At 65.9% G+C, this 11,439-nt stretch carries 12 protein-coding genes and 1 pseudogene; 5 read left to right on the plus strand and 8 right to left on the minus strand.

Features of this window, described 5'->3' with window-relative positions; all coding sequences use genetic code 11:
* Positions 1-32: 32 nt before the first annotated feature.
* Positions 33-770 (plus strand): sulfite exporter TauE/SafE family protein, encoded by a 738-nt coding sequence (locus L6Q96_08580; protein MCK6554618.1) that lies wholly within the window; start codon positions 33-35, stop codon positions 768-770.
* A gap of 28 nt (positions 771-798) precedes the next feature.
* Here L6Q96_08580 and L6Q96_08585 read toward each other — a convergent pair whose 3' ends face one another.
* Both L6Q96_08585 and L6Q96_08590 read right to left on the minus strand, forming a co-directional pair.
* Positions 799-1,644, minus strand: a complete 846-nt coding sequence (locus L6Q96_08585; protein MCK6554619.1) for a MaoC family dehydratase N-terminal domain-containing protein — start codon at positions 1,642-1,644, stop codon at positions 799-801.
* A gap of 271 nt (positions 1,645-1,915) precedes the next feature.
* A complete protein-coding gene (locus L6Q96_08590; protein ID MCK6554620.1) occupies positions 1,916-2,071 on the minus strand; it encodes an acyl-CoA dehydrogenase family protein in 156 nt (51 codons plus the stop codon).
* An 871-nt stretch (positions 2,072-2,942) separates the two neighbouring features.
* On the opposite strand from L6Q96_08590, the gene L6Q96_08595 reads away from it, so the two are divergent.
* On the plus strand, positions 2,943-4,112 hold the full coding sequence (locus L6Q96_08595) for a Xaa-Pro peptidase family protein (protein ID MCK6554621.1): 1,170 nt from the start codon (positions 2,943-2,945) through the stop codon (positions 4,110-4,112).
* 141 nt (positions 4,113-4,253) lie between these two features.
* On the opposite strand, the gene L6Q96_08600 is transcribed toward L6Q96_08595, so the two are convergent.
* The 5 genes from L6Q96_08600 to L6Q96_08620 all read right to left on the minus strand — a co-directional run bounded on the left by L6Q96_08600 (position 4,254) and on the right by L6Q96_08620 (position 6,135).
* Entirely contained in the window at positions 4,254-4,724 is a 471-nt protein-coding gene (locus L6Q96_08600; GenBank protein MCK6554622.1) for a DUF29 domain-containing protein, read from the minus strand.
* 43 nt (positions 4,725-4,767) lie between these two features.
* Positions 4,768-5,073, minus strand: a complete 306-nt coding sequence (locus L6Q96_08605; protein MCK6554623.1) for a type II toxin-antitoxin system VapC family toxin — start codon at positions 5,071-5,073, stop codon at positions 4,768-4,770.
* A 24-nt stretch (positions 5,074-5,097) separates the two neighbouring features.
* On the minus strand, positions 5,098-5,343 hold the full coding sequence (locus L6Q96_08610) for a type II toxin-antitoxin system prevent-host-death family antitoxin (GenBank protein ID MCK6554624.1): 246 nt from the start codon (positions 5,341-5,343) through the stop codon (positions 5,098-5,100).
* A gap of 151 nt (positions 5,344-5,494) precedes the next feature.
* Positions 5,495-5,905 carry a type II toxin-antitoxin system VapC family toxin gene (locus tag L6Q96_08615; protein MCK6554625.1) on the minus strand — a complete coding sequence of 137 codons (411 nt, stop codon included), beginning with the start codon at positions 5,903-5,905 and terminating at the stop codon, positions 5,495-5,497.
* Entirely contained in the window at positions 5,893-6,135 is a 243-nt protein-coding gene (locus L6Q96_08620; GenBank protein MCK6554626.1) for a hypothetical protein, read from the minus strand. The genes L6Q96_08615 and L6Q96_08620 overlap by 13 nt, the downstream gene beginning before the upstream one ends.
* A 242-nt stretch (positions 6,136-6,377) precedes the next feature.
* Here L6Q96_08620 and L6Q96_08625 point away from each other — a divergent pair.
* A pseudogene (locus L6Q96_08625) lies at positions 6,378-7,049 on the plus strand (transposase).
* Positions 7,050-7,234: 185 nt separating this feature from the next.
* Here the strand turns inward: L6Q96_08625 and L6Q96_08630 are convergent.
* A complete protein-coding gene (locus L6Q96_08630) occupies positions 7,235-7,753 on the minus strand; it encodes a hypothetical protein (GenBank protein MCK6554627.1) in 519 nt (172 codons plus the stop codon).
* Between the two features lie 545 nt (positions 7,754-8,298).
* On the opposite strand from L6Q96_08630, the gene L6Q96_08635 reads away from it, so the two are divergent.
* Both L6Q96_08635 and L6Q96_08640 read left to right on the plus strand, forming a co-directional pair.
* Entirely contained in the window at positions 8,299-8,787 is a 489-nt protein-coding gene (locus tag L6Q96_08635) for an L-2-amino-thiazoline-4-carboxylic acid hydrolase (protein ID MCK6554628.1), read from the plus strand.
* Positions 8,788-9,010: 223 nt separating this feature from the next.
* On the plus strand, positions 9,011-11,439 hold a 2,429-nt coding region (locus L6Q96_08640), incomplete at its 3' end, for a hypothetical protein (protein ID MCK6554629.1).

The raw sequence follows: 11,439 nt of genomic DNA on the forward strand, positions 1-11,439 counted from the left end.
GCCTCGTATCCCGCCTCGTACGAGGCGGCGACATGGAATTGTGGGACGCCGTACTGCTTATCGTCGGGGGCGTAACGGCGGGGATCGTGAACACGCTGGCGGGAGCCGGCTCCCTGCTCACCGTACCGCTGCTGGTCCTGGCCGGCTTACCCGGCGGCGTTGCCAACGGCACCAACCGTATCGGCGTTCTGCTCCACAACCTGACCGCGGCGTGGCGCTTTCGCGCTGAAGGCGTGCCGGGGGTCCGGCAGGCACTGCCGATGCTGCTGCCGATATGTCTGGGATCTTTCACCGGGGCCTTCGCCATCGCCTGGGTGCCCGACGATCTGTTCGAGAAGCTCTTCGGCGTGCTGATGGTGCTGCTGTTGCCGCCCTTGCTCCACACGAGCGCGGGGGGAGTCCGCCAGCCGCGCCAGTGGTCGGCACCGGCGACCTTCGGGTTCTTCTTCCTCGTCGGTCTGTACGGCGGCGCGTTTCAGGCCGGCGTGGGGATCGCTTTGCTCTACGGTCTATCGTTCACCGGCTACGATCTGCTCCGCGGCAACAGCATCAAGGTCGTCATCAACGCCGCGCTCACGGCGGTTGCTGTAACCGTCTTCGCCCTGAGCGGTCAGGTGGTCTGGGTTCCGGCGCTGGTCCTGGCCGCGGGCTTCATCGTGGGCGGCATCATCGGCGTGCGCGTGGCCGTCTACGGTGGCGAACGGGTGATTCGCCCGGTCCTGGTCGCCGCCGTCATCGCGCTGGCCGGGCGGATGCTCGGGCTGTACTGACCAGGCTGCTCTCGACCGCGCGCGGGAGCTACTCCTTGTAAGTCGCCTTCGCCTGCGACAGGACGACGTTGCCGCGTTGCGTGACCGCCTGGACGATGGCCTCGCCCGGAGCGGTCTTCCACACTTTCGTAACGATCGTATCGCCCATGTACACCTGATCGGCGAAGCGCGTCGAAAGCGATATGAGTTTCGCCGGGTCGCCGCCGCACAAGCCTTTCAGGAGCGCGCGCCCGACAAACCCGTACGTGCACAGGCCGTGGAGAAAGGGTTTATCGAACCCGCCCATCTTCGCGAAGTCCGGATCGATGTGGATCGGGTTGCGGTCGCCGGACAGCCGGTAGATGGCGGCCTGTTCGGGGCGCGTAACGTCCTCGATGACGCAATCGGGCTGGCGGTCGGGCGGTTCGTTGAGGCCGGCGGTCGAGGGGCCACGCTCGCCGCCGAAGCCGCCGGCGCCGCGGATGAAGATCGTCGCCTTGGTGGTGAACAGGGGGCCCTTGTCATCGGCAACGATGCCCTCCGCACCAATCACCGCGGCCTTGCCCTTATCCCAGACCTCGCTGACGCGGCCCGTGACCTTCACTTTCCCTTCCGGCGGGATCTCGCGGTGCAGGGTGATGGACTGCTCGCCGTGCAGCAGCATGGCGAGATTGATCTCCACGTTGCTGACGAGTCCGCTCATCGACAGCATGCCCGGGATCACCGCATACGTCGGCAGGACTTTGGGCCCCTTGCCCTCGTACACGAACTCGATTTCCCCTTCCGGCTTGGCGCCGACGCCCACGGCATACAGCAGCACGTCCTTCGTCTCCCACGCGAACGGGATCGGATCGAAAGTCATGCCCACGAGGTCACTGGATATTGGTCTGGCCATGGGGTGATTTTCTGAGTGAACTTCCTCGCTGAGTCAAGCCAGACCCCCCGGGGTCGACGGGTGCCCCTGCAACCTTTCGGGGCCGCCGAGCGTGCTAGCGATCGAGGAGGACACACATGTCGCTACAATCTCCCCACAACACGACCCCGGCCGACTGGACGTCGCCGTCGTCAGCGCCAAGCTCGCCGGTCTCGGCGCCGCCCGAGGCCGTCGGGACCGTCCTCGCTCCGCCAACGGCGACCACGCCGCAGCCGCTGCGGGCGAGCGGTAGCTATACCCTGCCGACCTCGGCAGCCTTCTTGTACAGCTTGCGGGGAAAGCTTTCGGCCTCGTCCCACTCGTCGACGTGCGGAGTGATCTCCTGCTCGACGAAGCGGCGGACGGTGGCCCGGAACTCTTCGTCGCTGGGGGTGTAGAACGGGCGCATCGGGGGTCCCACGGGCTCATATGCGTCCTCGTGCGCTCGGTCTGGCCGCCGCGCGGCCGGTGATCATCGACTCCGTGGCGGTCGAACGCGGTCCGCGTTTCGCCGACGGTCCCTCTTGACCGGACTTCTTGCCGCACGCAAGCAGGCCTCCCCCGTCGATGGCTGCGCCGGCGTGTGCCTGCTATGCAAGAATGCGCATGAAACGGACGAATCTTGTGCTTCGTGAGGATCTGCTGGAAGAGGCCACCCGGCTCAGCGGCGAAAAGACGTACTAGCGTGCGGTGGAACGGGCACTCGAGGAGTTCATCCGCCACGCCAGGGCGCGACGGATCCTCCAGTTGCGAGGCTCCGGGCTCTGGGAGGGCAATCTCGAGGCGATGCGGGACGATGCCCCGCCGGCGTCCCGGCGGCGCTCATGACGCTGGTCGACACATCCGTCTGGATCGAGGTGTTTCGCCGGCCGAGCCCGCTCGGCCTGGATCGTCGCGTTCGATGACGTCGTCACCTGCCTCCCCATCGTGCAATCGGCTTCGGTATCGATCCCCCCCGTCGCGTACTGGGCCGGTTCCTCGCGAACCGCATAGCCACGCCGACCGAGCTTGGTCAGCATGGCCACGATCCGGTCGAGCATCCCTGGCGTTCCGATGCCCCTTGAGGCCTTGACAGAAGCGTTACACCCAGCCCTCGATAGCCGCCGGGTAGACATCCAGTCGTTCGTAACCGCAGATCATCCTTCCCTTCGATTCCGATACCGATAGCGATACCGACTCCGCTCGGTTCCTGCCGAACGCCTGCGCGAGGAGACGGCAGCTGCCATGGCTTCCCGGTCTGCTTCACAATCCCCCAGCAATTCTGCTTCAAGGGAGACACCATGGACGTCTTCATCGACTACCAGAAACGCCTGCGGAAGATCCGCGAGGAAATGCAACGCAGCAAGCTCGACCTGCTGATCGGCACGCGTACGGTCAGCTTGAGCTTCGTGTCCGGTGCGTTCGTGCCGTGGCGGAGCACCGTGATCGTTTCGCGCGACGGTCATATGTCGCTGACCACCCTCGCCATCGATCTCGAACGGTTGCGACACGAGTCGTGGCTGGACACCGTCCACGGATACTTCGGCGCACCGGGGATGGACCTGTGGGACCAGTCGATCCGGCAGATCAAGGACCTCGGCATGGCGCGGGCGCGTATAGGGGTCGAGGTCGGGCATTCGCCGCGCGGCAACGCCGGGTATCTCTTCTCGACCGAGCTCGACCTCCTGCGCCAGTCGCTGCCCGACGCGGAGCTCGTGCCGGCGAACCACGTGATGGACCGGGCGACATACGTGAAGGAACCGGGCGAGATCGCGTTGATGCGGCAAGCCGCGGCGATGGCCGACGCCGCGGTGGCGCGCGTCCAGGAACACCTGCGCGTGGGGATGTCCGAGGCCGAGGTCGCGGGGATCGGGGAAATGGAGCTGCGGCGGCTCGGCAGCGTCTACCACTGGGCGGTGACCGGCTCGTCCGAGGTGGCATCGGGGTACCGGGCCGCATGGCCGATGAACGCGACCACGCCGCCGAGCACGAAGCTCATCCAGCGTGGCGAGAATGTGATCGTCGATTTCCACCCGTGCCACAACCTGTACTATGCGGATGTCGCGCACAACTTCATCATCGGTGCACCCGGTGCCGACCAGGTCCGACTCGCCGACGCGTTTCGGCAAACCGCGGAAACTCTCATCGGGGCGTTGCGCGCCGGCAGTACGGTGGGTGATGTGTTTGGGAAGGTTTCCGACACCGTGGATGCCTGCGGCTTCGGCGGGGCGACGATTCCGGCCTTCGGGCACGGACTCGGGATCATGGGGCACGAGTGGTATCCGGCGATCGTCAACACCGACGAGTTCCGCGACGTGGTGCTGGAGGAGAATGCCGTCGAGGTGGCGTTCCTCGCCATGGTGGTGCCGGGGGTGTGCGGGATGCGCCTCGAAAGCCCGGTCCGCGTCACGCCCTACGGCGGCGAGTTACTTTGCTCGACGCTCCCGACATTGACCGTGATCGGCGCGTGAGTGATGAGCGACAATTACACTTCCCCACAGTTGAGGCGTGCCATCGCATGGAATTTTCCGGTCAGTCGATCGATCAGCGCCTCGGCGCGAGGCCGGACGTGAGAGCGAGCCGGGCGCACGTGCCTTGCGGGCTGCGGCGGTTTATTCCGGGAGAAAGCGAGAGTCGAGAACCTCTGCGTGCGAAAAAGGACAGTGCGGCGGGAACTTGTTGACCCCGATACCGGTCTCGGCAACGGCTCGATCGACCGCTCCCGCGTAGTTCCTGCTGGTGGCAGCAATCAATCGTGGGCGCAAGCTCGGGCTGTCCCGTAAGATTGCTGCGATCTCGCGACGCTGCACAACGAGGGTGACGCGCCACGAATTCGAGCGTTTGCGCGGCTGGAGCTTCCACTTCAACAAGTGCGCCATGAGGACCTCCGTGCGGCTGTTCAGCTCCCGGAGGTCGCGCTTCCCCATGTCCTCAATCTCCTCGGCCGCATGTTCGATATCGGCTTTATCGAAATGCCGCCGCCGGAGCTGCTCCGCAGTATGTTGCGTCCATTCGAAGAAGTCGGTGTCGTACAGGCTGGCTTCGGACGCCGAGTATGTCCTCGTCTTCGTGGCGGTTTTCATGCTTCTCGATAGTACGACTCACGAGCGGGGGTCCGCAACAAGGCTACGGGGGGCGCGGCGGGGGGCGGTGTCGGCGTGGGCGCCGATCGTGGGTTACGAGAGTCAGACCCTCCGTGACCGCTTGCGCGATCGGCATGCGGTCAAACGGGTCGTTGTTATGCGGCGGCAGTCGCGCCGCGTCTTCTGTGTGGGAGAAGTTGATCGGCAGCTTTTCGAAAGCGCTATCGACGACCCCGGCCTCGATCGTATCCGGAATCCGTAGACGCCCGAGGGCTATCTTGATCGCCGCCTCCCGGGCCGAGGCGGCACTGACGAAGACGATCTCGGCCTCCGCGATGGCTTTGCGCACAGAGGAGCAGTCGGGTGGCAGGCATCACTCCCGCCCTTCGAACGCCTTCCGGAGCTCGCCGGGGAGTGGCGCGTCAAAGTTGCGGGCGATGGACATGCGTCCCTTCCAGCCGCCCGGCTTGCGCCGACGTGCCGGCCAGGACAGCGCGGTCAGCCTGGCCTTCGGCTTGCCGGCCTTGGCGATGATGATTTCCTCGCCCGCGGCGGCACGATCGACGAGACGCGAGATCGCCGATTTGGCCGCGTACGAATTGTAGATGGTTTCTGCCATTGGTTGGTCAACCTTGACCAATAGAGTAGTGGGCTGGCCAGCTTCAGGTCAGGGCATTCCGTGACCGTCGTATGTTGTCATGAGATGAGGTCGGCCCTGAAGGCCCGCGATCCGCACCCGCTATCCGCTCTGTCCGCTGCGACTGCTCCGCTCAGGACCCTGCCGCGTAGCTCACGATCTCCAGGCCGGGCACGCGGCGAAAGTGCGCGACGTTACGGGTCGCAATAGGGACGTCCGCTGCCAGGGCAGTGCAGGCAATCCACAGATCGTTGGTCCCGATCAACCGTCCGGACGCTCTCAGTCGGCGAGCCATCCGTGCGTAGATCCGGGCGACCTCTTCCGAGACTTCCAGCCGGTGCAGAAACCCGACCAGAGCTTGCGCCTCGGGGCTGGACGGATTGTCGAATCCCTCCAGATACTCGCCGAGTGCAACCGTGGGCAGGAGGATCACGGTATCGGGGTGGGCATGCAAGAATGCCACGGCGCCACGCGGCTTGCCCCGTTCGCGCCGCTCGTTCTGCAGGTCGATCAAGAACGTCGTGTCCAACGCTACTCTTTCCATGCGTCCTTCGGTGGCACGTCCCGTCTCTGAGCTTTCTCCCACCGCGTGAACGTCTGCTCGCGGGGCACTGGCGCAGCTCGCGCCGCATCGAGCAAGGCTGCGCCGGTGGAGCGCGGGCGTTTCCACTGCCCGCGCTTAATCACCTGCGAAAACGACTCGTCCGGGCGCACTCGGGCGGCGCGCAGCCGTTCGTAGGCATCAAGGTCGATCGAGATTGTCTTGGTGGCCATGCGTGTACGTGTACACACATGGACGAAACCCGTCAACGGAAGTCGCCGCGGGCCGTTCCCGTCGGACACCGAAGACCTTCATCGAGCGTCAGCCGTGCCGGTATCGAGAGCCTCCGGGGTCCTCCGGGGTCGGACCCGCGGAAGCACTTGAATACACTTGACAGGAGTCGTATTTAGGGTCTTAAATAAGGGTTAGCGCTCGGATTCGAGCGCGAGAATCGACGCCTTAAGGAAGTTCGGAAGTGCCACGCGCTCATCGCTATCACCTGCCCGGCTATGTCTGGCATCTCACCCATCGCTGCCACCGGCGGGAGTTCTTGCTCAAGTTCGCACGCGATCGCAGGGCGTGGCGCGGATGGCTTTTCGAGGCCCGCAAGCGTTATGGGCTGTGCGTGCTCGACTACACCGCCACCTCCAACCACGTCCACCTCCTCGTGCAGGATCAGGGGCGGGGGGAGGTGGCTGCGAGCATGCAACTCATCGAAGGTCGGACGGCGCAACCGTTCAACCGGCGCAAGGCACGCGGCGGCGCGTTCTGGGAAGACCGCTACCACGCCACTGCGGTCGAGACGGGCGAGCACCTGGCGCGCTGCCTGGTTTACATCGATCTAAACATGGTCCGGGCAGGTGTCGTCAGGCACCCGGCGCAGTGGGAGACCGGCGGCTACCACGAGGTCCAGCAGGAGCGTCTGCGCTACCGCATCGTCGATCGTCAGGCGCTGGCTGATGCGCTCGGGGTTGATTTGTCGCAGCTGGCCGAGGCGCATAGCCGGTGGATCGAGACGGCCTTGCGCACGAGGGCGCGGCAACGCGACCCACAATGGAGCGAGAGCGTGGCCGTGGGTGGGCGGGAGTTCGTCGAGAGTGTGCAGCGTACGCTCGGCGGCCGCGGCAGATACCGGAAGATCGAAGAGGCGGCGGGTATGCACAGCCTGCGCGAGGCCGCCGCAGCTTACAGCCGCCATCCCGGCGCCGAAAATGCCTCGATAAGCCTCTGCGGGGGTAATCTATTCGAGCGAAACTCAGCTGTTTCAGTGTGTTCTGACCTACATTCCGCAGATTGCGTGCGGAGCATGAGGGGGAAAAGCGTTGGAGGGCTTCAAGCTGGGGCACCGAATTGGGTGGCGGGGACGTTGAGGAGTTGCAGGACAAGACGCTGAGCGTCAGTCAGCGGATCCCAGAAGGTCTTGATGAGACGGTCGCCGTCGAGGAGGCGATGGCGGCGGAGGTTGGCGAAGAGGGCGATGATCTTGCCGGCGGTGGGGGCTTTGCAGGAGCGCGCCTCCGGATAGATCGGCAGGGAGTCAAGGTGGTGGACGGCCATAGCGTTGCGGAGTTGGCGCTCGAGCAGGGCGTCGATGGTGAGCGCGACGAAGAAGAGGAACAGGAAGGCGTCGATGCGGGCTGGGCTCTTGAAGTTGACCGGGACGACCTCGGCAACGGACTTGAGCTGCGCGTGACGCTTTTCGACGAAAGCCTGGTACTGGTAGATTTTGAGGATCTCCCGGGGTGGATGGGTGTCGGTCGGCAGGTTGGTGACCAGGGGGAAGATGCCGTCTGCGGCTGCGGAGGCGCGGACGGCCTGTTGATCGACGGTCGAAGGGATCAAGACACCCATGTTGTCCTAAGAAGAACGAAGAAGGGAAAGGGATCAAGACACCCATGTTGTCCTAATGCCAGAACTGACGAGACGCCCATCCGCGACGGCCGAGCGCAGCCGGGCTGGTACGTTGGCGACCGGCAACGGGACGTGCTGGCGGTGGTCCGATACGGAGGTTGTTCGCGCCGTCGACGCGTCACGTGGACTCCCGAGCTCCCCGTGTTCGAGGTGACGACGGTGCCGTTGGTCAAACGGGCCAGGGGTTCCCGGACACCCGGGGTTGTCCTCCGAATGAGGACACGGGTTCGACGGGCGCAATTCCTTCGGTGGCCTGCCGGTGCAACCACGGGTGGCCCGATCGCCGGTCGGGTTGCCGTTGACGAGACGTCATGGGTGTCTCCATCCTGTCCATCCTGTCGTGCCGTTGACGAGACGTCGTGGGTGTCTCCATCCTGTCTCCATCCTGCCATCGTGGGTGTCTCCATCCTGCCATCCTGGCGCACCCGTGGCGCATGCAGCCACACCGAGGTACGATCCGCCGGAATCACCCAGAGGAGGCGGCCATGGACATCGTCATCAACCCCGAGATCTCGTTGCTCGACCAGGTCAAGATCCAGGCTCAGGTGCTGGTGCCGGTGCTCAAGGCCCTGCGCGCCGAGCTCGGCGCGGACCGCGCCAACCGCCTGGTGACGACCGCGCTGCGCGCGTGGTCGCGCGACATGTTCCTGCGCCTCGGCGCGCTCAAGCCGGGAAGCCCGAGGGACAAGTGGGCGGCACTCAGCGCCGAGCCGGTACCGAGAATCGGTGGCGACATCGACGTGCAGATGCTCAAGCTGGAGCCCGACGCGATGGAGTTCGACGTCACCGGCTGCCGCTACGCAGATTTCTTTCGCGCCATCGGCGAACCCGAGCTGGGAGCCGTCTTGTTGTGCGAGGGAGACGATCACGTCGTCGAAGTCGGCAGCCCGGAGGTGGAGCTGACTCGCGCCCAGACTATCATGAAGGGCGGCAAGCTCTGCGACTTCCGCTACCGCATGACGCCGCAGGGATGACATCCGGCGGCGATCTGCAGCAGGCGCTCGCAAGGTCCCCCGGATCCGCGCGCTGATCAGGAGTCCAAGCCACTGTACGTACGGACCCGCACTCGTGCAGAACGCTGGACGCCGCAACGAAGGGCGTCATTGCCAGTGGAGCCCGCGGGCGCGGCACGATCCTTGTTCGGTACGTGGACACCGATTGCGACATGGTGCCGCAACCGAACCGGGAGGAAAGACAATGGCTGCGGAGGTCATCGCGAACCAATCGGCAACACCGGGTGGATGGCGTCGGTTCCTGGCGAGATTAAAGTCTGCGGCCTTTCTGTGCGCCGCTGTCCTGTTCGCCACGGAGTCCGCGATTCTTGCGGCCGAGACCGCTACGCCGGCCGCATGTACGGGTGACTGCGACGCAACCGGCAGCGTGGGCATCGACGAGCTGCTGATCTTCGTCAACATCAGCCTCGGCAACGCGCAGCTCGCGGCGTGCCCCCGAGGCGTGCCGGCCGGCGCCGAGGTCGACATCACTTTGATCATCAGGGCGGTGAACAACGCCATGAACGGCTGCGGGGGCGACCGGTGCCTGGTCGCATCCGGGAGCGCGGCGGCAACGTGCGCGCGCCAGTACGCGGCGGCGATCGCCGCCTGCCGCAACGAGGCAGACGAGGCGTGCGAGGACGCGCTCGGCGGTGGGACAGGGACACTCGCCACCTTGCTCGCCGCGACCGAGGAGCCGGTGCGCAGCAATTGCACGCTCGACACCGCGAGTCAGCTCACCTTCCTCGCCGGCTTAGACGATCTCGTCTCGCGTACCGCCCAGGCGTGCAAGAAGTGGGGCAAGGATCTCATCGCGACGACCTACGCCAACTTTCCTGAACCACCGGCGCCCGAGACACTGGCGTGCCAGCAGGTCGTCGGTGCCCAGCTCGCGACGCTCCACGACGAGGTCGTTCAGGCGTACGGACCCGGCTGCTACGTCAGGGCATTCAACGGAGGATTCTGCGACCGGGGTATTCGCGGATACAGAGTCGCGCAGGCGCGCGCACAGGCGGCGGCGATCATCGAACCGGCGTGCGGGCCGACGTTCGACACCCTCGGCCTCGTCCCGCTCACGGCCAGCCCCACGGTCGCCGGGCGCATCGGCGTGCTGATGGATACCGTCGTCGCCCACGCGCGCCAACTCGCGCAGCGCGTCTACCCGCCGCTCGACCTCGGCCCCACGGGACTCTTCGGGGCGTTCCCGGTGGGCGTCCGCACGGTCGACCTGGTCGACCCGGCGCGGCTCGATGTCGCGGGCACGGGACCACGGCCCGTGCGGGTCGCACTCTATTACCCGTCCACAATCGAGGCCGTGGCGGGCGCGCCACGGGACGTCGTCACGATTTTCGGCACCGAGCTGTTCGTCACGCCGAGCTTCCGGGACGTCGACCGCGCCCCCGGCCTTTTTCCGCTGATACTTTTCTCGGGCGGCAACGGTGCCGATCCCTGGAACTGGGTGTATCTGGCCGCCCACCTCGTCAGTCACGGATTCATCGTGGCCGGCGTCGAACACCACGGCGACCACGCGTTCGACTACACCGATGCGAACTTCGCGGTTAACCGCCCGCTCGACTTGCGCGTCGTGCTCGACCAACTCCTGGCCTTCGACGGCGAGGCCGGCCATTTCCTCGCAGGCGCAATCGATGCCGATCGCATCGGGGTCGCCGGCCACTCGGCAGGCGGCTACACGGTGATGGCACTCGCCATGTGCCCCTTCTCCCTCGGTGCATTCGACGACCCGCGGGTCAAGGCGGTTTTCTCGATGGATCCCAACGTTACGCCATTTCTCGCCGACCAGTCTGCGGCCGTCTTTGCGGCGCTCGACATCCCCACCCTCCTCGTGGGGGGAACGCTGAGCCGCTTCACGGCCCAGCCTCCGTTTGTGTTCGACGCGCTGGAACCGGGGCCGAGGGTGCTGGCCTTCGCGAACCTGACCGACGCCGTACACGAGACGTTCAGCGGCGATACGTGCGAGGTTCCCGATCGGATCCTCGCAGCGACGGGTGGCCCGGCACCCGAGTGTGAGCCGGGAACAATCCCCTGGCGCCACGCCCGGCACATCATCAACTACCTCGCGCTCAACTTCTTTGACGCGACACTGAACGACAATGCCGAGGCGCTGGCGCGACTCGACCCGCCACCGCTGTCGAGAGCGACCGAGGACTTCACGTACGAGAGCAAGACGGGCGATTGCCCCCCCGGCGGTTCGTGCAGCCTGACCTGCGAGGCGGCGGCCTGCGGCGACGGCGTTGTCGGAGCACACGAAGTCTGCGACCCGGCCGGCGAGCAGGGGGAGTGCGCCGCTGGAGACGTCTGCAACGACAACTGCACGGCGTGCGTCACCTGCGGCGCGGCGACGATCATCCCGCCGGAAGGCGGCGTGGTCGCGGGGACGACCGCCGGCGGCAGCAGCGCGTTCGGTGGAAGCTGCGGTGGCGCCGTGTTCGCGCCCGAGCGGGTGTTCCAGTGGACGCCGACGGTATCCCACGACGCGAGCATTTCCCTCTGCGGCTCCCCCTTCGCGACCAACTTCGACAGCGTACTGTACGTCCGGGAGGGCACCTGCGTCGGACCGGAACTGGCCTGCAACGACGACGGCGGATCATTCATGTGCGGGCGCGCGTCGAGGAT

The organism is Candidatus Binatia bacterium (genome assembly GCA_023150935.1).
Lineage (GTDB): Bacteria > Desulfobacterota > Binatia > HRBIN30 > HRBIN30 > JAKLJW01.

Bases quoted from the DNA above. Each gene is read 5' to 3' on its own strand.
- L6Q96_08580 (MCK6554618.1), top strand. From the start codon at position 33: ATGGAATTGTGGGACGCCGTACTGCTTATCGTCGGGGGCGTAACGGCG.
- L6Q96_08585 (MCK6554619.1), bottom strand. From the start codon at position 1,644: ATGGCCAGACCAATATCCAGTGACCTCGTGGGCATGACTTTCGATCCG.
- L6Q96_08590 (MCK6554620.1), bottom strand. From the start codon at position 2,071: ATGCGCCCGTTCTACACCCCCAGCGACGAAGAGTTCCGGGCCACCGTC.
- L6Q96_08595 (MCK6554621.1), top strand. From the start codon at position 2,943: ATGGACGTCTTCATCGACTACCAGAAACGCCTGCGGAAGATCCGCGAG.
- L6Q96_08600 (MCK6554622.1), bottom strand. From the start codon at position 4,724: ATGAAAACCGCCACGAAGACGAGGACATACTCGGCGTCCGAAGCCAGC.
- L6Q96_08610 (MCK6554624.1), bottom strand. From the start codon at position 5,343: ATGGCAGAAACCATCTACAATTCGTACGCGGCCAAATCGGCGATCTCG.
- L6Q96_08615 (MCK6554625.1), bottom strand. From the start codon at position 5,905: ATGGAAAGAGTAGCGTTGGACACGACGTTCTTGATCGACCTGCAGAAC.
- L6Q96_08620 (MCK6554626.1), bottom strand. From the start codon at position 6,135: ATGGCCACCAAGACAATCTCGATCGACCTTGATGCCTACGAACGGCTG.
- L6Q96_08630 (MCK6554627.1), bottom strand. From the start codon at position 7,753: ATGGGTGTCTTGATCCCTTCGACCGTCGATCAACAGGCCGTCCGCGCC.
- L6Q96_08635 (MCK6554628.1), top strand. From the start codon at position 8,299: ATGGACATCGTCATCAACCCCGAGATCTCGTTGCTCGACCAGGTCAAG.